The organism is Burkholderia sp. BCC1996 (assembly GCF_905339955.1).
GTDB lineage: Bacteria > Pseudomonadota > Gammaproteobacteria > Burkholderiales > Burkholderiaceae > Burkholderia.
This window is the reverse complement of record NZ_CAJPHM010000024.1, coordinates 37,670-57,506: the sequence shown is the minus strand read 5'-3', so window position 1 is coordinate 57,506 and position 19,837 is coordinate 37,670. Positions and strand designations below refer to the sequence as shown.

At 67.4% G+C, this 19,837-nt stretch carries 15 protein-coding genes; 2 read left to right on the top strand and 13 right to left on the bottom strand.

What is annotated here, in order from left to right; genetic code table 11:
- Positions 1 to 73: 73 nt before the first annotated feature.
- The 5 genes from U4Z64_RS29020 to U4Z64_RS29000 form a co-directional block, all read right to left on the bottom strand.
- Positions 74 to 1,453, bottom strand: a complete 1,380-nt coding sequence (locus tag U4Z64_RS29020) for an LLM class flavin-dependent oxidoreductase (RefSeq protein WP_321821770.1) — start codon at positions 1,451 to 1,453, stop codon at positions 74 to 76.
- Between the two features lie 21 nt (positions 1,454 to 1,474).
- Positions 1,475 to 2,242, bottom strand: coding sequence for an ABC transporter permease subunit (locus U4Z64_RS29015; RefSeq protein WP_044848614.1), 768 nt, complete (start codon positions 2,240 to 2,242; stop codon positions 1,475 to 1,477).
- Positions 2,239 to 2,973 (bottom strand): ABC transporter permease, encoded by a 735-nt coding sequence (locus U4Z64_RS29010; RefSeq protein WP_321821769.1) that lies wholly within the window; start codon positions 2,971 to 2,973, stop codon positions 2,239 to 2,241. Before U4Z64_RS29010 ends, U4Z64_RS29015 begins: the two co-directional genes overlap by 4 nt.
- 4 nt (positions 2,974 to 2,977) lie before the next feature.
- Entirely contained in the window at positions 2,978 to 3,781 is an 804-nt protein-coding gene (locus tag U4Z64_RS29005; protein ID WP_059496937.1) for a transporter substrate-binding domain-containing protein, read from the bottom strand.
- Between the two features lie 184 nt (positions 3,782 to 3,965).
- Positions 3,966 to 4,706: a GntR family transcriptional regulator gene (locus tag U4Z64_RS29000; protein ID WP_124522766.1), complete on the bottom strand. Its 741-nt coding sequence runs from the start codon at positions 4,704 to 4,706 to the stop codon at positions 3,966 to 3,968.
- Positions 4,707 to 4,864: 158 nt separating this feature from the next.
- Here U4Z64_RS29000 and U4Z64_RS28995 point away from each other — a divergent pair, with 158 nt between their 5' ends.
- Positions 4,865 to 6,427: a DASS family sodium-coupled anion symporter gene (locus tag U4Z64_RS28995; RefSeq protein WP_321821768.1), complete on the top strand. Its 1,563-nt coding sequence runs from the start codon at positions 4,865 to 4,867 to the stop codon at positions 6,425 to 6,427.
- A 38-nt stretch (positions 6,428 to 6,465) separates the two neighbouring features.
- Positions 6,466 to 8,874 carry a hypothetical protein gene (locus U4Z64_RS28990; RefSeq protein WP_321821767.1) on the top strand — a complete coding sequence of 803 codons (2,409 nt, stop codon included), beginning with the start codon at positions 6,466 to 6,468 and terminating at the stop codon, positions 8,872 to 8,874.
- 159 nt (positions 8,875 to 9,033) lie between these two features.
- On the opposite strand, the gene U4Z64_RS28985 is transcribed toward U4Z64_RS28990, so the two are convergent.
- The 8 genes from U4Z64_RS28985 to U4Z64_RS28950 form a co-directional block, all read right to left on the bottom strand.
- Positions 9,034 to 10,032, bottom strand: coding sequence for a transketolase family protein (locus tag U4Z64_RS28985; RefSeq protein ID WP_321821766.1), 999 nt, complete (start codon positions 10,030 to 10,032; stop codon positions 9,034 to 9,036).
- Positions 10,029 to 10,874 carry a transketolase gene (locus U4Z64_RS28980; RefSeq protein WP_321821765.1) on the bottom strand — a complete coding sequence of 282 codons (846 nt, stop codon included), beginning with the start codon at positions 10,872 to 10,874 and terminating at the stop codon, positions 10,029 to 10,031. The genes U4Z64_RS28985 and U4Z64_RS28980 overlap by 4 nt, the downstream gene beginning before the upstream one ends.
- A gap of 50 nt (positions 10,875 to 10,924) precedes the next feature.
- Positions 10,925 to 12,250, bottom strand: a complete 1,326-nt coding sequence (locus U4Z64_RS28975) for an MFS transporter (RefSeq protein ID WP_321821764.1) — start codon at positions 12,248 to 12,250, stop codon at positions 10,925 to 10,927.
- Between the two features lie 74 nt (positions 12,251 to 12,324).
- Positions 12,325 to 13,074 carry a glucose 1-dehydrogenase gene (locus tag U4Z64_RS28970; RefSeq protein WP_321821763.1) on the bottom strand — a complete coding sequence of 250 codons (750 nt, stop codon included), beginning with the start codon at positions 13,072 to 13,074 and terminating at the stop codon, positions 12,325 to 12,327.
- A gap of 162 nt (positions 13,075 to 13,236) precedes the next feature.
- A complete protein-coding gene (locus tag U4Z64_RS28965) occupies positions 13,237 to 14,136 on the bottom strand; it encodes a LysR substrate-binding domain-containing protein (protein ID WP_321821762.1) in 900 nt (299 codons plus the stop codon).
- 265 nt (positions 14,137 to 14,401) lie between these two features.
- On the bottom strand, positions 14,402 to 15,064 hold the full coding sequence (locus U4Z64_RS28960; RefSeq protein ID WP_321821761.1) for a hypothetical protein: 663 nt from the start codon (positions 15,062 to 15,064) through the stop codon (positions 14,402 to 14,404).
- A 21-nt stretch (positions 15,065 to 15,085) separates the two neighbouring features.
- Positions 15,086 to 16,135: a patatin-like phospholipase family protein gene (locus tag U4Z64_RS28955; protein ID WP_321821760.1), complete on the bottom strand. Its 1,050-nt coding sequence runs from the start codon at positions 16,133 to 16,135 to the stop codon at positions 15,086 to 15,088.
- 93 nt (positions 16,136 to 16,228) lie between these two features.
- Positions 16,229 to 19,708, bottom strand: coding sequence for an adenylate/guanylate cyclase domain-containing protein (locus U4Z64_RS28950; protein WP_321821759.1), 3,480 nt, complete (start codon positions 19,706 to 19,708; stop codon positions 16,229 to 16,231).
- Positions 19,709 to 19,837 lie beyond the last annotated feature (129 nt).

Sequence of the window (19,837 nt, the reverse complement as noted above, 5' to 3'; positions counted from 1 at the left end):
GAACAGCACGTCGTGGTTCACGTCACGCCCCTCCCCTGATAGTCGTCCGTATCGACCGGCGCGTCACCGTCCGTCAGATGCGGATGGCGGATTGCCGGAACGACGCGCCGTGCGCGGTGTCCGGCAGGCGGTCGCGGCCGCTCAGCCGCGAGCGGAAGGTGCCGGCCGGCGCCGTCGTGCGGTACAGGCCGCGCTTTTTCAGTTCCGGCACGATCAGCTCGGCGAAATCGTCGAGCGTGCCCGGGCTGATCAGCGGATTGAGCATGTAGCCGCTCGTCGTCGACTGGCGCGCATGCTCGGCGAGCTGATCGGCGACCTCGTCGGGCGAGCCGACGAGGATCAGGTCGGTGCCGCGCGTGACGCTCGCGAACTTGCGCCGCACGTCGCCGGCGGTGAGCGGCTTGCCGCTGCCGTCGGGCCGCACCACGTAGGACGTGAGCCCTTCCGTGTGCGTCGTCAGCGGTTCGTCGTCCGCATAGCGGTCGATGTCGATGCCGGTGTCGCCCGCATAGCTGACGAGCTGCGCGTGCTGGTGATAGTGCTGCTGCAGCGTGTGGTATTTCTCCTTCGCGTCGCTCGACGAGCGCGCGGTCACGATCCGCAGCACGGTCAGCGACTTCACGTCGTCCGCCGCGCGGCCGCGCTCCGTCGCGAGCCGGCGAATCTCGTCGAGGCCCGCACGAATCTCGTGCGGATTCGACTTCGCGACGAACACCACCTCCGCGTGCTTCGCCGCGAACTCGCGCCCGCGCCCGGACCAGCCGGCCTGGATCAGCACGGGCGAGCGCTGCGGCGACGGCGCGCAGACGTGCGGCCCCTGCACGCGGTAGTGCGTGCCTTCGTGCGCGATCGGCCGCACGCGGTCGCCGCGCGCATAGCGCGGCGCTTGCTTGTCCGCGACCACCGCATCGTCCGCCCAGCTCCCTTCCCACAGCTTGTACACGACGTCGAGGAACTCCTCCGCGCGCGCGTAGCGTTCGTCGTGGCCGATCATCCGGTCGAGCCCGAAGTTGCGCGCCGCGCTCGTCAGGTAGGACGTCACGATGTTCCAGCCGATCCGGCCGTTGCTCAGGTGATCGAGCGTGCTGAAGCGGCGCGCGAGCGCGAACGGGTGCTCGTAGGTCGTGCTCGCCGTCACGCCGAACGCGAGCCGCTCGGTCTGCGCGACGAGCGCCGGAATCAGCATCATCGGATCGTTCGCGGGCGCCTCGACCGCCCACTGGACCGCTGAGTCGGCCGATCCGCCATAGACGTCGTACAGGCCGAGCACGTCCGCGAAGAACAGCATGTCGAGATCGGCCTGCTCGGCCGTGCGCGCGAGGTTCGACCAGAACGGGAGCGTATTCGCGCGCAGCCGTTCGTCGGCGGGATGGGTCCACAGGCTCGGCGCGCCGCCGCAGCCGACGCTGGCTTGTTCATACAGGGAAAACAGCAAGGGGCGAGGATCGGACATCGTCAGGTTCGTTACCAGGAATCAGTTGGGGGCCGCCCACGCGTCCGGCGACGCGCGGCGGCGGCGTACGGGGACGCGAGCGTCGGGGGTGCGCGTCAGGTGGCGATTGACATGCCGCTCGAGACGAGCGGCCGGAATGGTGAGCAGCGCGACCAGCACGACATAGACGACCGCCGCGCCGACCAGCGGCTCGTACACGCGCAACGTCTCGAAGCGCAGCGTATTGGCCGTTCCCATCACGTCGAACACCGTCACGGTCGACGCGAGGACGGTCGATTTCAGCAGCAGGATCGCCTCGCCGGTGAGCGCGGGCAGCGCGAGCCGCCACGCGCGCGGGCCGACGATGCGGCGCAGCACCTGCACACGCGTCATGCCGTACGCGTGCCCGGCTTCGATCTCGCCGGCCGGCACGCCGGCGATCGCGCCGCGCAGGATCGTCGCGACATACGCGCTCTCGTTCACGCTCAACGCGACGATCGCGTACCAGAACGCGTCGCGCAGCAGCGGCGACGCCCAGCTGTCGCGCATCCATTCGCGCGGCACGATCTGCCCGAATCCGTAGTAAAGCAAATAGAGCTGGACGAGCAGCGGCGTGCCGCGAATCAGCATGAGCCAGCCGCGTGCGGACCAGCGCAGCGGCGCATGGCGCGCGCCGGCGGCGAGCGCGAGCGGCACGCCCAGCAGCACGCTGGCCGCGCCCGACACGAGCGTCAGCGCGAGCGTCGTCGGCACCGCGGCGAGCAGCTTCGGCATCACCGTGTCGAGCAGGAATGGCAGCGAGAAGATCATGCGGTTGCGCGCCTCGTGCCACGGTTCGCGTGGCGCTCGAGCGCCGCGAAGAGTCCCGTCGACGCGATGCTCAGCAACAGGAACAGCGCGGCCGTGACGAGATAGAAGAATACGTAGTGCCGCGTCGCGCCGGCCGCGAGCTGGCTCGCCTTCAGCAGATCCGTGAACGAGCCGAGCACGCTGATGAAAGACGCATCCTTGGTCGCGTTCAGCCACACGTTACCCGTGCCCGGCAACGCGAGCCGCGCGGCGGCCGGAAGCCGGATGCGCGCGAACGTCTGCCACGGCGTCATCCCGTACGCATGCGCGGCTTCGATCTGCCCGGCCGGCACGTTGACGAGCGCCGCGCGGAAGATGTCGGTCAGATACGCACCCTGGATGAACCCGAGCGACAGCGCCGCGACGAGGAACGGCGGGAACGCGAAGCCGTCGGGCGCGAGGCCGCCGCGGTGCAGCGCGGCCTCGACGGCGGGCGCGAGCGCATAGAACGCGAGCAGCAGGCACAACAGCTCGGGCAGCGCGCGCACCAGCGTCGTGTAGAGCCGCGCGAGCCACGCGAGCGGCGCGTGGCGCGACAGCTTGCCGAGCGCGCCGGCGATGCCGAGCAGCACGCCGGTGCCGAACGACGCTGCCGCGACGCCGAACGTCAGCGCGAACGCGCCCGCGAACACGCGGCCATAGCCGCCGTCGCCGAATGCGAGCAACGCGAGCAGCGAATCGTCCTTGGCCATCGCGTCAGCGGCCCTTCTCGATCGTGCCCTTCAGGTTCGGATAGCGGGCGGTGATCGCATCCCACGTGCCGTCCTGCTGCAGTTGCGCGATCGCGGTCGACAGCTTGCCGCGCAGCGCATCGCCCTGGCGCACGCCCGCGCCGATGCCGAGGCCCAGCACCGGATTGTCCGCGCAGGTCGCCTTGACCTCGAAGTCCTTTCCGTCGCGCGACGCGAGGAATGCCGTAAACAGCCCCTTGCCTTCCTGCACGTAGTCGACCCGGCCGGACACCAGATCCGCGAGCGCGTTGTCGAACTTGTCGAAGGCCTTGATCTGCGCGTCCGGCTTGAAGCGGGAGTCGAGGAACGCCGAGAAGTTCGTGCCGGCCTCGACGCCGATCACGCGGCCCTTGAAGCTCGCGGGCACCGCGCAATCGACGCGGCGCCGGTCGCTTTTCGCGCCGACGAACACCGTCGGCGACTCGTAATAGGCACGGCTGAAATCGATCGCCTTCTGCCGTTCGCCGGTAATCGTCATCGACGACCAGATCACGTCGATCTTGCGGTTCTGCAACGCCGGAATCAGGCCGTCCCACGCAATGTCGGTGAGCTCGCAGCGCACGTTCAGTTTGCCGCACGCGGCATCGAGCAGGTCGATTTCCCAGCCCTTCCACTTGCCGGCCGCGTCCTTCGAGAAGAACGGCGGATACGACTCGGCGTCGATGCCGACGCGCAACGTCGGCTGGGCTGCATGGGAAGCCGGCACGAGGCCGAGTACGAACAGCGCGGCCGCGGCACGGCGGACCCTGGAACGCATCAAACGATTCATGTGGCGCATTTCTGAAATAACGTCGAAACGACCGGCGTTGCAGCCGGCAGGAGGCCAGACTGTAAAGCGCGCGCAAGCGTGTACCAAATGGTTATTTTTTCGATGGATATCTGATTGCGCGATATACCGATCGACGCTGTGCCAGGAATTTCAGATCGTGTGCGCTGCCGTCGCCATTGCGGGCTCAGCCGACGAATTTCGCCTCCACGCCACTGCGCACGACGAGGTCGAACCGTTCCGGACGGATATGAAACACCGTGGATTCGCACGTGCGGCCGTCCGCGAGGCGCGACGTGCGCCGCAGCACGAGCAGCGGCGCGTGCTTGTCGGCGTTGAGCCGGGCCGCGATATCGTCCGGCGCGGCCATGGCCGTGACCGACATGTCGGCATCCGTGATTCGCCAGCCGAGCAGGCTCTCCAGCACCTCGTAGGTCGACATGCGCTCGGCCTGCTCGAACGTGACGGCGCCGGCGTCGGGCAGCAGGCAGGTCTGCGCGAGCGCGACGGGTTCGTCGTCGACCCAGTGCAGGCGTTCGAGATAGATGCAGCGCGTGACGTCGGCGGCAAATGCGTGCCGCAAGCCCGGCGGCACGTCGCACGCTTCCATGCGCAGCAATTCCATCCGCGCCCGCGCGCCCTGCGCGGCGATCGAGTCGTGCAGCCCGCGCAGCACATCGAGTCGATGCCGCAGCCGCTGCTTCGCGGCGAACGTCCCTTTGCCCTGCTTGCGCTCGACGATGCGCGCGTCGCTCAGCCGATCGAGCGCGAGCCTGACGGTCACGCGGCTCACCTGAAAACGCTCGCTCAACTGCGCCTCGGACGGCAGCTTGCCGGTCGGCTCGTACACACCGCGCTCGATCTCGTCGCGCAGCGTCGTCGCAAGCTGCTCGTAAAGCGATGTCGTGTCGTCACGCACCAGCGTCATCGATCCTTCCTCGTCGTGCTGGGTTCGCGCTATGCGCGTTTCCCGATATCGATATGAAAAGCAATTGGAATGCTCAACTTGTATTAATACGTATTATCACATCTCGACAGACGGTCGGGGCCGCGATTCGGGGTCCCGATGCCCCGGGGAGCATACCAGTGACTGAAAACGCAATCGGCACGCCGCCGCTCGATGGCGTGCAGGGCAGCCGGCCGACACGGGCCGAACCAGCCACGGCGCCACGCACCGATCCGCACGCGGCGGGACGATCGCGCGGCGCGCAGCGGCGTGCCGCGATCGGCTTTGCCGCCGCGTGGCTGGCGTTCTTCGCGATCGCCTGGTGGTTGCCCGCGCCCGCGCATCTTTCCGCCGAAGGCCGGGCGACGCTCGCGGTCGTCGCGTGGGTCGCGATCGTCTGGATCACCGAGGCGATTCCCGTCGGCGTGAGCGGCATCCTGCTGCCGATGCTGCTCGTGCTGTCGCATGCGAGCCCGTCGTTTCCGAAGGCGGCCAGCGGCTTCGCCGCGCCCGTCGTGTTCCTGTGCCTCGCCGCGTTCCTGTTCTCCGCGATCATGCAGGCGAGCGGGCTCGACCGGCGCATCGCCCTGCTGCTGCTCGATCGCCTGAAGGTGCGCACGGCCAACGGCGTGATCTGGGCAATGTTCGCCGGGAACTGCGTGATGGCGCTCGTCGTGCCGGCCGCGAACGCGCGTGCCGCCACGCTGCTGCCGGTCACCAACGGCATCGTCCGGCTGTTCGGCGAATCGCCGCGCGAGCGCGCCGCGCGCAAGGCGATCGTGATCCAGACGCTCGTGTACGGCGCGATGATCAGCGGCATGTGCATCCTCACCGCGCATCTGCCGAACATGGTCGTGTCCGGCCTGCTCGAGAAGCAGCTCGGCATCCGGATCTCTTACCTGACGTGGCTGAAGCTGCAGTGGCCGTATCTCGGGATGTTCGCGATCACGCAGGGCTGGGTGCAGTTCCATTTCCGCTCGCGCGCCGTCGCGCTTCCCGGCGGCCCCGGCGCGATCGCGGCGATGCGCCGTACGCAACCGCCCGCCGCCCGCAACGACTGGGCCGTGCTCGCGCTGTTCGCGGCCGTCGCCGTGCTGTGGGCGACCGAGCCGCTCCATCACCTGCCGTCGGAAATCGTCGCGCTGATCGCGCTGGCGCTGTTGTTCGCACCCGGCGTGCTGCGCTTCGGCTGGGCCGAGGTCGAGCAGCGGACGATCTGGGGCACGCTGTTCCTGCTGGCCGGTGCGCTGTCGCTGTCGTCGGCGATCAGTGCGTCCGGGCTCGCGAACTGGGCCGCCGATCACATCTACGTCGCCGCGCGCGGGCACGGCTGGTGGCTCGCGATCGCGATCGTGATGCTCGGCACGCACGTGATCCGCATCGGCATGCTGTCCAACGTCGCGGCCGTCACGATGATCGCGCCGATCGCGCTCGCGCTGGCGCCGCGCCTCGGGCTGCATCCGGTCGCGTTCACGATGCTCGTCAGCGATACCGACAGCTTCGCGTATCTGCTGCCCACGCAGATCACCGCCGGCGTCATCGCGTACAGCAGCGGCGCGTTCTCGACGGCCGACTACGCGAAGGTCGGCGCGGTATCGGTGCTGATCGCGATCGTCTATGGCCTCTGCGTGATCGCGCCGTGGTACGCATACATGGGCATCCCCGTCTGGGACGCGAGCGCGCCCTGGCCGTTCGCGCATTGAAGCGCATCGCTTTCCAACGACATCATTTTGTATTCCTCATGAACGAATCTACGGACGTCCCCGATTCCGTCGCAGCCCGCGCCGCCGCGCTGCGCGACCGCCTGGGCCCGCACGTCGCACCCGCGGGCCTGTACGAACGCCACAAGCGCCTGCCGTTCGCCGGGCGCGTGCATTGCAACGTCACGCGCCTCGAAGCCGGCGAGTGGAGCGAGATCGTGCTCGACTACGAGGTCGGCTCGTCCGGCATCGCCGACGGCGGCTGGCTGAAGGCCACCTTCAAGTTCTATTCCGACTGGGCGCTGTTCCAGACGAGCGACCCGGGCGCGGCGAACTACATCAGCGCCGAATACCATGCGGCGCCGCTCGTGCCGGGACAGAGCCCGGCCACCGTGCAGGCGCTGAACGTGCGCTTCGACCAGAAAGGGCACGAGCGGCCGTTCCAGAAGGCGGTGATCGTCGACGTCGTCGACGGCTACGTGAACGCCGGCGACCGGATCGTGATCCGTCTCGGCGATCGCCGTCGCGGCCCCGGCACGCGCGTGCAGACCTTCGCCGAGGACAACTTCCGGTTCCGGCTCTACGTCGATCCGTTGGGCACGTCGCGTTTCGTCGCGGTGCCCGGCGACGTCTCGATCGACATCCGCGCCGGCGCGCCGTCCGACGTGCTGCTGAACGGCCCGCGCTTCGTACGGCCGGGCACCCGCGCGCCATTCCGGCTGTCGCTGCAGGATCGCTGGGGCAATGCGTGTCGCGACGTCGGCGGCACCGCGCGCGTCGTTGCATATGACGCGCAAGGCGAAGCCGTCTACCGGCGCGAACATGCGCTGCCCGAGGCGGGATTCGCGAGTTGCGCGGTCGACGACCTGCCGGTCGACGCCGGCACGCTGCGCATCGTGGCCGACGTGCCCGCGCGGCCGGACGTGCGTGCGGCCGAAGCGTGGCTGACGCTCGACGCGTCGTTGCCGGTATCGCGCGCGCTATATGCGGATCTCCATGTGCATGCACACGACACGGTCGGCACCAACAGCCCCGAGTACAACGCACGCTACGCGCGCGACATCGGCGGCATCGACGTGCTCGGCTATACCGCGAACGATTTCCAGATCACCGACGAGAACTGGCAGCTCGGCGTCGACGCGGTCGAGCGCTTCAACGAGTCGGGCCGCTTCGTCGTGTATCCGGTGCAGGAATGGTGCGGCAGCTCGACCGCGGGCGGCGACCATAACGTGGTGTTCCTCGGCGACGCGCGGCCGGATTTTCCGTACAACGCGCGCGGCGAACACAACCGTACGCTGGTCTGGAACGAGGACATGAAAGGTCATGCGGTCGAGCTCGGCCGCTGGCCCGTCGAGGAACTGTGGGATGCGTATGCCGACGCTGCCGCGCAGCATCTGGTGATGCCGCACGTGGGCGGCCGCCGCTACATTCCCGACTGGCATCATCCCGAGCTCGAACGGCTGGTCGAGATCGCGTCGTCGTGGGGGCACTTCGGCTGGCTGTACCAGGACGTGATCGCACGCGGCTACCGGCTCGGCGTCGCGGCCAGCGGCGATGAACATCGCGGCCGGCCGGGTGGCGGCGCGCCCGGCGTGCAGGTGTTCGGTGTGCACGGCGGGCTGACGGGTGTGCTCGCCGACGTGCTCGATCGCAAGCACGTCGGCGAGGCGCTGCGCGCGCGCCGCACATGGGCGACCACCGGCGAGCACAGTGCGCTGCTCGTGCGTTGCGGCGATCACTGGCAAGGCGATGCGTTCGCGCATCGCGGGCCGGCGCGGCTCGACTACCGGCTGCTCGGCCAGTCCGGATGGGAATACGTGGCCGCGTACGACCACGAAGGACGGGTGTGGGAACGCAACCTGCATGCGGAACTCGGCTACGCGGATCGCCTGATCCGCGTGCGCTGGGGCGGCGCCCGCATCCGGGACCGCTATCGCTGGGCCGCGTGGCGCGGCCGGATCCGCGTCGTCAACGGCACGATCCACCGCTTCGGCTCGAACGGCTTCGAGCATGTCGAGGAGTCGGCATGGCGTACCGGCGCGACCGATGTCGAGTTCCGCAGCGACACCTATGGTGATGCGGACAGCATCGAGCTCGACATCGGCAATCTCGCCGACGCGACGATCGTGGTCGAAGGCACGATCGACAGCTTCGCGAAGGTCGGCGATCCGCTGCAGCGCAATCCGTTCGTGCACGCGCCGACGTTCCGCTTCGAGATCAGCGGCGCGGACCTGCTCGCGCAAGGAACGGCCACGCATGCGCTGGGCGGCACCGAGTTGTTCGTCGCGGTCGAACGGTTGACGGACCAAGTGCTGCCCGCCGATCTCGCGGGCAGCATCGAAGTCGCGGCGGAAAATGCGTCGTTCGGATTCCACCCCGTCTATTTCTTCGGGCGGCAGCGCAACGACAGCAAGGTGTGGTCGTCTGCCCAGTTCGTCACGTTCGAGTGACGCGCATGCGCGATCCGGGCGCCGTGCCGGCGGCGTTGCCGACGGGTCGGCCGCCGGCCGCGCATGGCCGGGCGCCAGGTACGCTACCCTGAAGCCGGCCCGCCCGGCTTGCGGAGGGAATGCCTCCCCCGCCGAGCGGGCCGCGGTGCTTTGAAACGATCAACCGAGCCACGTCCTGATATTGGTCCGCATCGCGCCGGCCGAGATCCCGTAACGGTCGTGCAGCGTCGGCAACGCGCCCGCGGCGAGGTACGCATCGGGCAGCGCGATCTGCCGGAACGGTACGGCAACGCCGGCCGCAAGCAGGGCAGTCGCCACCGCTTCGCCGAGCCCACCGATCACCGTATGGTTCTCGGCGACGATCACCATGCGCCCCTTGCGCGACGCCTCCCGAACGATGGTCGCCACATCGAGCGGCTTGATCGTCGGGACGTGCAGCACGGCTGCATCGATGCGGTCGGCTTCAAGCGCCTTCGCGACCTCGAGCGAACGCATCGTCATGATCCCGGACGAGATCAGCAGCACGTCGTTGCCGTCGCGCAGCAGTTTCGCCTTGCCGAGTTCGAAACGGTAATCGTATTCGTCGAGCACGGCCGGCACGTTGCCGCGCAGCAGGCGCGCGTACACCGGCCCCTTGTGCGCGGCAATCGCCGGCACCATCTGCTCGATGTCCAGCGCGTCGCACGGATCGATCACGGTCATGTTCGGCATCGCGCGCATCAGCGCCAGATCCTCGGCCGCCTGATGGCTCGGCCCGTAACCGGTCGTGAGGCCCGGCAATGCACACACCAGCTTCACGTCGAGATTGTCCTCGGCGATCGCCTGATGGATGAAGTCGTACGCGCGGCGCGTCGCGAATACCGCATAGGTCGTGACGAACGGCTGCGCGCCTTCGTGCGCGAAGCCGGCGGCGGCGCCCATCAGCAGCTGCTCGGCCATGCCCATCTGGTAGTAACGCTCGGGAAATTCCTTCGCGAAAATGTGCAGGTCGGTGTACTTGCCGAGATCGGCCGTCATGCCGATCACGTTGCCGTTCGTGCGCGCGAGCTTCGCGAGCGCATGGCCGAACGGCGCGGCGCGGGTCGCCTGCCCGTCGGCCGCGATGGACGCGATCATCGCAGAAGTCTTCAGGCGCGGCTTGTTTTCGACGGTGCTCATGCGTGTCTCCCTGCTTCGAGTGCGTCGAGCGCGAGCTTCCACTCGTGCGCATCGACGCGGATGAAATGGCTCTTCTCGCGTGCTTCGAGGAACGGCACGCCGCACCCCATCTTCGTGTCGCAGACGATGATCCGCGGCTGCGGCCTGTCATGTCGGCGCGCGTTGTCGAACGCAAGCTTTACCGCGTCGATATCGTTGCCGTCGACTCGCTGCGTATACCAGCCGAATGCTTCGAGCTTGTCGACCAGAGGCTCGAACGCCATGACTTGCGTCGACGGGCCATCGGCCTGCTGGTTGTTCACGTCGACGATCGCGATCAGGTTGTCGAGCTTCCAGTGCGCGGCCGACATCAGCCCTTCCCAGATCGCGCCTTCGTCAAGCTCGCCATCCGAAAAGAGCGTATAGACGAATGCGTCCGAGCCGTTGCGCTTGAGCCCGAGACAACGGCCGACCGCGATCGTGAGGCCCTGGCCGAGCGAACCGCCGGACATCTCCATGCCGGGCGTGTAGCTCGCCATCCCGGACATCGGCAAACGGCTGTCGTCGCTGCCGTAGGTTTCGAGCTCCTCGGCCGGCAGGATGCCGGCTTCGAACAGCGCCGCGTACAGCGCGATCGCATAGTGGCCGTTCGACAGCAGGAAGCGGTCGCGCCCTTCCCACTCGGGATCGTCGGGGCGATAGCGCATCGCGCCGAAGTACGCGACGGCGAGCACGTCGGCAATGTCGAGCGCCTGGCCGACATAACCCTGCCCCTGGACTTCGCCCATCAGCACGGCGTTTCTGCGGATGCGGTACGCGCGCTCGGCGAGCGTGACCGCTTCATGAATGGTTTCGGTATCCATCGTTGGCTCCAGTATTGGATCGGAAGGCATGCAGGTCGAATCGGCGGTGATCAGCGATTGACGGAGCGCGGCACGAGGAACACCAGCAGCGCGCCGAGCGTAATCGCGACGGAGATGAAGAGGAGTCCGGCGGTGGACTTGCCGGTCAGGTCGTTCAGCCAGCCGACGATCGCAGGCGAGAAGAAGCCCGCGAGATTGGCAAAGCAGTTGACCGCGGCGATGCCCGCCGCCGCCGACATCCCGCCGAGCAGCGCCGTGGGCAGCGACCAGAACTGCGACGACGACGCGAGGATGCCGGCGGACGCAATGCTCAGGCACACGATCGACGCGCCGACGCTGCCGAGCATCGGCAACGTCGCGAAGCCCGCCGCCGCGATCAGCATCGGCACCGCGAGATGGAAGCGGCGCTCGCGGCGGCGATCCGCGCTCATGCCGATCAGCGGCAGCGCGACGATCGCGCACGCATACGGAATCGCGGTGAACAGGCCGACCCACAGCGGATCGGCGACGCCGGCCTTGCGAATGATCGTGGGCAGCCAGAACGTGAGGCCGTACTGGCCGAGCACGACGCAGAAGTAGATCGCGGCCATCAGCCACAGGCGGCGGTCGGCGACGAACGCACGAATCGACAGGTGGGCGGTCGTGTGCTCGGCGTCGGCCGACACGTTGCGCGCCAGCAAGGCTTTTTCGGCATCGGTCAGCCATTTCGCGCCGGCAATGCCGTCATCGAGATACAGCAGGATCGCAAAGCCCAGCACGAACGAAGGCAACGCTTCGAGCAGGAACAGCCACTTCCAGCCCGCCATCGACATCGCGCCGTGCAGCGCATGCATGATCGCGCCCGACAGCGGGCCGCCAATGATCCCTGCCAGCGGAATCGCCATGAAGAACAACGACAGTGCCTTGGCACGACGTGCCGACGGGAACCAGTAGGTGAGGTACAGGATCACGCCCGGCGCGAAGCCCGCTTCGGCGACGCCGAGCAGGAACCGCAGCACGTAGAACGCGGCGGGCGACTTCACGAACACGAAGCTCGCAGAAATAACGGCCCACGTCAGCATGATGCGCGCGAGCCAGCGGCGCGCGCCGACGCGATGCAGGATCAGGTTGCTCGGTACTTCGAACAGAAAGTAGCCGAGAAAGAAAATGCCTGCGCCCATCCCGTACACGGTCTCGCTGAAACGCAGGTCGTTGAGCATCTGCAGTTTCGCGAAGCCGACGTTGACGCGGTCGAGATACGCACCGAGATAGCACAACATCAGGAACGGGATCAGCCGGCGCGCGACCTTCGCATAGGTCGCCGCTTCGAACGTCTGCGCATCGTCCCGTTGCAGCAGCTCGCCCTGAACCGGCGAGGCGGGGTACTTTGCTCTCATCTTTGTCTCCTGCCATGGCCCCGGGTTGTCCCGGGTGCATGATGGTCGGCGCCGCGCGTGTCGCGGCGCCGTTCTCAGTGAATCAGCATTCCGCCGTTGACGTCCAGCGTGATGCCCGTCAGGTAGCTCGACAGGTCGCTCAGCAGGAACAGGCACGCATTGGCGACATCGGCGGCATCGCCGAGGCGGCCGAGCGGAATGCCCTTGACGATCTCCTCGCGCACGTCGGGCGTCAGCTTGTCGCCGGTGATGTCGGTCTGGATCAGGCCCGGCGTGATCGAATTGATGCGGATACGGTCGGCCCCGAATTCGCGCGCCATCGCCTTCGCGAGGCCGAGCACGCCGGCCTTCGCGGCGCTGTAGTGCGGGCCGCCGAAGATGCCGCCGCCGCGCTGCGCGGACACCGACGACATGCACACGATGCTGCCGCCGCGCTGCTCCTTCATCGCCGGCAGCACCGCCTGCGACATGTACAGCGTGCCGCGCAGGTTCACGTCGACGATCGCATCGAAGTCGCGCCCGGAAATGTCCAGCGTGCGCACCGGCTGCGTGATGCCGGCGTTGTTCACGAGGCCGTCGATACGGCCATAACGCGCCAGCGTCGCGCGAGCCGCGGCCACGCACGCGTCGCGATCGGTCACGTCGCAGGCCAGGCCGAGGTGGCCGGGGCCAAGGTCGGCGGCGGCGGCCTCCGCGTCTTCGCGACGCAGATCGAGGATCGCCACGCGCGCGCCCTGGGCGGCCAGTGCGCGGGCCGTGGCCTTGCCGATACCGCGCGGCGATGCGGCACCGGTCACGATGATGGTCTTCTGGTCGAGCAACATCGTTCGTCTCCTGTGTTGATGTGTGTGCAGAGTGTCGGCTCGCCGGACACCCGCATCAACGCGGAAACGCTCAGGCATGGTTGAGAAAATTTCAGATGACGCCGCGCGGGCCGTTCCGGCGTGCTGCAACGCAATATTGCACGCGGCCCGGACGCGCGACGCTCAGTTCGCGCGGCGCTGCGCCGCGACCTCCCGCTCGATCCACGCAAGGAAGCGTTTCACGCGAGGCAGTTCCGCGTTCTGCCGCGGGTAAACGAGATGATGCGCACCGACTTCCACCGCATGTGTCTCGTCGAACACGGGCACCAGCGCGCCTTCGCGAATCTTCACCGACGCGAGCATCAGGCTTTCGAGCGCGATGCCGAGGCCGAGCGCGGCGGTTTCGAGCGACATGTACGACCGGTCGAACGAAAAGTCGAAGGTCTTGCGGGCCGCGAGCGATACGCCGGCCCGGCCGAACCACTGCTTCCACTGCACGAGCGGCGTTTCGGAATAGATCAGCCGATGCGCGAGGAGGTCTTCCGGCGCGTTCACCGGATGCCGTTCGAGGTACTGCGGCGACGCGAGCGGCGCGATGAACTCGCCGCGCATCGTCTTCACCTCGAGGTTGTCCCAGTTGCCGTAGCCGTGGCGGACGTCGATATCGTAGAAGCCGTTCGAGAACGACACGTTTTCGTAAGAGCACGCCAGGTTCAGCTGGATATCGCCGTTCGCTTCCTGAAACGACGACAGCCGCGGCAACAGCCACATCAGCCCGAAGCTCGGGCTCGAATGCACGCGCAGGATATCGACCTCGGCGCGGCTCGACGCGCGCTCGGTGGCGCGGCTCAGGTCGGCCAGCGAGCCGGTGACGTCCGCCAGATAGCGCTCGCCGGTCGGCGTGAGGACGAGCCCGCGCCCCGATCGCTGGAACAGCGGCTGGCCGATCTGCGATTCGAGATTGCTGAGCTGGTGACTCACGGCGGACGCGGTCAGGCCCAGTTCTTCCGCGGCACGATTGACGCTTTGGGTCCGGGCGACACTTTCGAACGCGATGATTGCCTTGAGCGGCGGGATGCGCATGTTGGTATCCGTTGGAATGAGCAGATCGCCTGGCAAAGCGATATCGAAACGACACCTGGAACATTGTCCGGGCCAGGCCACTGCAATACGTTACATGCCAATTCTAGAGTGCCCGAGGGCCGCCGTTCGCCGCAACGCGGTCCCGACCGGCGGGCGCGCACCGGTTCCCTAGGCGCGCGACGCACGCGTGGCGGGCCTGTCGGGTCAGGTTGCCCTGGCGCCCGGGCACCGCTTCGATCGATCATCGCGTCGGCGCGGCGGGTCGTCACTCCGGTTCCGGAACCGGCAACCCCAGCCGCCAGCTCAGGTTCCTGCGCGCTTGCCTCTCGCAGCGCACGTAGAAGAATTCCGTCAGATAGATGCGCGGACGCACGAGCAGCCCGCGCAGAATGGTCCGCTCATGAAAATCGTAGGCCCGGTCGTCGAGATCGGGACGCTCTGCCCGCAAACGCCGGCCGTCTTCGCGAAACCGGCTGCGGGAAGCGCCGAGCGCGGCCAGGTCGATGTCGCACGCGAAGCGGGTATCCGGTTGCGCGGCAATGCCCGCGTGGGTCGTCGCGAGGATCATCGCGCAGACGGGGTCGCACGCGCGGATTCGCCCCCCGGCCTGGTGCCGGAACCAGTCCGCGCTACGCTGCTCGTTGTCCTTCGCGCCGGGCACGAAGATCACGTCATGGAACCAGAGCGCGAGTTCGACGGCGTCCGGCGCGGGAATCGCGTCGCGCGCCAGGTCGAGATGACGCAAACATCGCCGTACATGCACGAGCGTATGGTAATGGCGCACCGGCTCCGCATAGCATTGCGCGAGCCTGCGATAGACCTCCTCGGCATGGGTCCCGCCGCTGCACGACCACAACGCGACGAACCGCGCCTGCATCCGGTTCACGTTCGCTCCTTGGACCGGGGCGTCCGCGCGGAATCGCCCCATGCCGACATGACTGCAATGCGCTCAGAGAAATTCCCTGCGGATGTCGATGCTCGAGCGCTGCCCGATGTTTCCGTAGTGATGCGCGAGCCACGCATCCGCCTCGCGTCGCCCGTGGTCATGCAGTTCGCTCAGAAATGTCCAATCCGCGTTGTACTTGCTCGATACGCTCAGCGCGGACAGCGCATCGTCGGCGCGAATGGAATGAATCAGCATTTCCTTCATCTCGCCGCGTTGTATCGTGCCTTGCTGGATCAAGTCGGTGACGAACGCGATCGCCCGCATCTCGCGCATCAGCGACGAATTGAAACTGATCTCGCTGATTCGGTTGAGGATTTCCGCGGCGGTGATCGGCACGCCGCGACGCACGAGCGGATTGATGTGCACGATCACGACGTCGCGCGTCGCGCAGTTGTAGATGAGCGGATAGATGGCCGGATTGCCCATGTACCCGCCATCCCAGTAGTACTCGCCGTCGATCGAGACCGCCTGGAACAGGGTCGGCACGCATGCCGATGCCAGCACCGCGTCGGCACTGAGGTCCGCTCCGGTGAACAGGCGGATCTTCCCCGTCTCGACGTTGGTCGCGCACACGTACAGCCGGATCGGACAGTGCTTGCGCAGCGCGTCGAAATCGACCTGGCTTTCGAGCACCTCGCGCAGCGGATTCAGGTTGTTCGGATTGAACTGATAGGGTGAAAAGACCCGCAGCATCATGTCGGCGAACGCATACAGCGGCGAATGATCGAGCCCGAAGCTGTGCGTGCCCTTCAGCCAGGGCATCCAGCGCAGCGGGTTGTAGCGCTCCGCCGATTGCGCGACCGCGTGCCAGAAGTCGTGCAGTGCCTGACGCGCGCCGTCTGCGCCGCCCTTGTGCAGCCCGTAGGCGAGTACCGCGGCGTTCATCGCGCCGGCGCTGGTTGCACTGACGCCTTCGATGTCGAGCCGGCCGTCTTCGAGCATGCGGTCGAGCACGCCCCAGGTGAAGGCGCCGTGCATTCCGCCGCCCTGCAGCGCGAGCGCAATCGGTTTGCGCGGGCCATCGTTGCCGCGTCTTGCGTGCGTGGTTGCCATGCCCGTCTCCTCGGCGCTCCGCGCAGGCGGAGCAGCGGCAGGTCATCGAGCGCACGTCGTCACGCGATCCGTCGCCGTGCGCCGTCGTTCCATTCATCCTGCGCGCGCGTCCAATGCATCAAGCAGCGCTTTCGCGTCGCGCAGGTCGCTTGTATCGAAACCTTCCGTGAAGCAGGCGAGCACCTCGGACAGCGCTCGCCTCGCCTCCACGGTTTTCCCCTGCCGCTGCAACAGCCGCGCAAGGTCCGACGCCGCCCGCAATTCCAGCGCACGGGCACCCTGGCGGCGCGCGCGCTCGATCGCCCGGTGAAAGCAGCCTGCGGCCCTGTCGTCGCGCGCCGCGACAGCCCCTTCGTCGCTCGCCGCAACGGCCTCCTGCTCGCTCGCCCCGCCGGCCAGATAGACGCCCGTGAGCCGGTACAGCTCGGCCTCGAAGCAGTGCTCACCGGTTTGCTCGACGAGCGTCGTCGCCTCTTTCAGCAGGTCCAGCGCTGCCCGCCGGTCGCCCGCGCGCCAGTAACTGTCGGCGAGCAGCGCGAGGGAATAGGGCCGCTGGTCTTCGCCGCCGGCGGCCCGCTGCGCATCGAGGCCCAGCCGCATCTGCGCGATGCCGTCCCGGATGTTGCCTTGCGCGCTCATCGCCCAGCCCCGCAGGAGCGTCCCCCATGCGAGCCAGTACGGCAAGCCGTGCTCGGTCGATACGGCAATGACCGCTTCCGCGCGCTCGGCGGCAAGCGTCGGCTCGCGCCGCAGCTGATGCAGGTGTGCCGTGTAGGTCAGGCTGAACGCCAGGGACGGCCCATAGGAAAGGTGCCGGGCGAGCGCCAGCGCTTCGACGCTGCGCCTGAGCGCCTGGTCGGGATACCCCTGGATCCACAGGGTCAACACCAGGAAACTGAGCGCCCGGATGCCCGGATCGACCCCGTGCGCGAACACGTGGGCCTGATGCTGCTCCGGATCGTAGATCGCGATCGCCTGTTCCAGGTGGGTGCGGGCGGCCGTGAAATCGCCCTGCAGGAAGAAGCACGAACCCAGCGCGCTATGGGCCTCGATGAGAAAGCCGGGGTCGTTCGCATCGCGGGCCGTACCGAGCATCTGCCGGCCCAGGTCGGTCGCGAGCGCATACTCGCCGCGCACCACGTGGTGCATCCGCAATCCCAGCTGCGTCGCGAAGCGTTGCGATACCTCGCCCGTGCGCTCGCACAACTCGAGCGCGCGCGTATAGGTGGCGCCCACCTCCGTCGCGCCATACCCGCGCACATCCATCAGGACCGGCCCGAGGGACAGCAGCAGCGTCAGCTCCCAATGCGCGCGCATCGGTGTGTCCGGCAAGCCCTTCAGCAACGCAAGCGCCGCGCCGAGGTGATTCATCGCATCGTGATGAGCCGCATGGCGCAGCGCCTGCTGGGCCGCACGATGCAGGTATTCGACCGCCTTCGGAATGTTGCCGCTCTGACCGTAGTGATGCGCTAGTTCGCTGCAGTAATCGGCGATGCGCGTCGGGAACAGCACCTCGATCGCCTGCGCGGTACGCTCGTGCAGCGCGGTGCGCCGCTCCGTGAGCAACGAGCGCCCGGCCACTTCCTGGGTCAGCGCGTGCTTGAACGAATAATTGACCTCGGGAAAGGCGGGCCGCTCGTAGATGAACTCCGCGGCTTCCAGATGCGCGAGCAGGCGACGCAGTTCGTCGTCCCGCGCCGCCACCTCGCCGCAGATGCGCCGGATCAGGCTGAACGGAAACTCGTGGCCGATCACGGCAAGCGCCTGCAGCAGTTCCTTTTCCTCGACGGGAAGCCGATCGATCCGGGCCGCCAGCACGCCCTGCACGGTGGTCGGAATATGCAGCGTCGCCGGCGTCTCCACGATGCGATAGCGCCCGGCCTCGCCGAGCAGCGACTTCTCTTCGACGAGCGTCTGCACCACTTCCTCCATGAAGAACGGATTGCCCTCCGTCTTCTCCAGAATGAGCTGCTTCAGCGGCACGAGCGTGCGATCCTCGCCGAGCAGCGCCGTGAGCAGCCCCTGCGCATCGGACGGGCCGAGCGGCTCGAGCCGGATCCTGCTGCAATGAACCGCGCCGGCCCACGCCGGCCGATACTCGGGCCGGTAGTTCACCAACAGCAGGATGCGTGCGTCCGGCACATGGTCGATCAGATAACTTAGGAATGCTTCCGTTTCACGGTCCAGCCATTGCAGATCCTCGAACAGCAAATGAACCGGCTGATTCTGGCTCTCGCGCACGAGCAGCTGCCTGATCGCGTCGAAGGTGCGCTCGCGCCGGATCTGCGGGTCCATCTCGACCAGCACCGAGCCGCCCTCGCCGATGCCGAGCAGATAGAGGACGTACGGCACGAGGTCCTCGAAACCGCGCTCCAGCGCGAGCGCCTTGCCGATGACCTTTTCCCGGCAGCGCCGCTCGTCGTCCTGCGGCGTGATCTGGAAATAGTTCTTCAGGAGCTCGATCAGCGGCAAATTGGAAAACGCCTTGCCGTGCGATACCGAAAACGTCTCCAGCACCAGCGCGCCGCGCCGTGAACGCTCCTTGAACTCGTGGAACAGACGAGACTTGCCGACGCCGGCCTCGCCCACCACGCCGACCACGCGCCCGTGCCCGGCCCGCATGGTCTCCAGGGCCCGGTTCAGGTGTTCCAGTTCCGTTTCGCGCCCGACGAACCGCGCGAGACCACGGTGCGCCGCCAGCTGCAGGCGCGTGCGCAACGCACCCAGCCCCAGCACTTCGTAGACGCATAGCGGCGCGGGAATGCCCTTGAGTTGCGTGGCCCCGAGCGCCTTGAACTCGAAATAGCCTTCGGCCAGCTTGTGGGTGGATTCGCTGACGAGAATCGACGTGGGCGCGGCGATGCCCTCGATCCGCGATGCGATGTGGATCGTATGCCCGAGCGGGTCGTATTCGGTGTGCAAGTCGTCGGTGCGGATCGAACGGACGACGACCTCGCCCGTATGCACGCCGACGCGAATCTGCAGAGGAATGCCTTCCTGAAGCCGAATCCGGTCGCCGTGCTGGCGCATCGCCTGCTGCATGCGCAATGCGGCGAAGAGCGCGCGCTGCGCGTGGTCCTCGTGGGCGATCGGCGCGCCGAACAGCGCGAGGATACCGTCGCCGAGCGATTTGGCGACGTACCCTTCGTAGTAGTGGACCGCCTCCATCATCAGCTCGACCACCGGCACGATCAGGCGATGCGCCACTTCGGGATCGAGGTCGTGGATCAGCGCGGTCGACCCGGCCATGTCGGCAAACAGCGCGGTAACGGTCTTGCGCTCGCCGGCGGGCTCGCCGCGCGCTTCCATCGCCGCGTGTTCGGCACGGATGCGCTCGGCCAGATGATCGGGCGTGTAATGAATCGGGGTGGGCGACGGCGCTTGAGCCGGCGGTCGGGACGATGGCGCCGCGGCGGCAGGTGTCGCCAGCGGCGCTCCGCAATGGCTGCAGAAGCGGGCGGCCGGCGCTGCGTCATGCCCGCACTGCGGGCAGGTGCGGGACAGCACGGCGCCACATTCCTGGCAGAACCCCGCACCGGGAGGATTCTCCGATCCGCAAATTGTGCAGCGCATAAAACCCTCTTCCAGCCAAGGGTCGACCTCGAAACATTATGCGCCACTCGCTGCCGGTATTCAGGTCGGTGAATGTGCGTACGCATGCCGACGGGCGAAGGAACGAACGGTTCGATGGGCGCTCTTCGC

What these genes read in the sequence shown, in the direction of transcription:
- U4Z64_RS29005 (WP_059496937.1), bottom strand. Translation starts at nt 3,781, where the DNA reads ATGAATCGTTTGATGCGTTCCAGGGTCCGCCGTGCCGCGGCCGCGCTG.
- U4Z64_RS29020 (WP_321821770.1), bottom strand. Translation starts at nt 1,453, where the DNA reads ATGTCCGATCCTCGCCCCTTGCTGTTTTCCCTGTATGAACAAGCCAGC.
- U4Z64_RS28980 (WP_321821765.1), bottom strand. Translation starts at nt 10,874, where the DNA reads ATGGATACCGAAACCATTCATGAAGCGGTCACGCTCGCCGAGCGCGCG.
- U4Z64_RS28990 (WP_321821767.1), top strand. Translation starts at nt 6,466, where the DNA reads ATGAACGAATCTACGGACGTCCCCGATTCCGTCGCAGCCCGCGCCGCC.
- U4Z64_RS28970 (WP_321821763.1), bottom strand. Translation starts at nt 13,074, where the DNA reads ATGTTGCTCGACCAGAAGACCATCATCGTGACCGGTGCCGCATCGCCG.
- U4Z64_RS29015 (WP_044848614.1), bottom strand. Translation starts at nt 2,242, where the DNA reads ATGATCTTCTCGCTGCCATTCCTGCTCGACACGGTGATGCCGAAGCTG.
- U4Z64_RS28955 (WP_321821760.1), bottom strand. Translation starts at nt 16,135, where the DNA reads ATGGCAACCACGCACGCAAGACGCGGCAACGATGGCCCGCGCAAACCG.
- U4Z64_RS28975 (WP_321821764.1), bottom strand. Translation starts at nt 12,250, where the DNA reads ATGAGAGCAAAGTACCCCGCCTCGCCGGTTCAGGGCGAGCTGCTGCAA.
- U4Z64_RS28950 (WP_321821759.1), bottom strand. Translation starts at nt 19,708, where the DNA reads ATGCGCTGCACAATTTGCGGATCGGAGAATCCTCCCGGTGCGGGGTTC.
- U4Z64_RS29010 (WP_321821769.1), bottom strand. Translation starts at nt 2,973, where the DNA reads ATGGCCAAGGACGATTCGCTGCTCGCGTTGCTCGCATTCGGCGACGGC.
- U4Z64_RS28960 (WP_321821761.1), bottom strand. Translation starts at nt 15,064, where the DNA reads ATGGGGCGATTCCGCGCGGACGCCCCGGTCCAAGGAGCGAACGTGAAC.
- U4Z64_RS29000 (WP_124522766.1), bottom strand. Translation starts at nt 4,706, where the DNA reads ATGACGCTGGTGCGTGACGACACGACATCGCTTTACGAGCAGCTTGCG.
- U4Z64_RS28965 (WP_321821762.1), bottom strand. Translation starts at nt 14,136, where the DNA reads ATGCGCATCCCGCCGCTCAAGGCAATCATCGCGTTCGAAAGTGTCGCC.
- U4Z64_RS28985 (WP_321821766.1), bottom strand. Translation starts at nt 10,032, where the DNA reads ATGAGCACCGTCGAAAACAAGCCGCGCCTGAAGACTTCTGCGATGATC.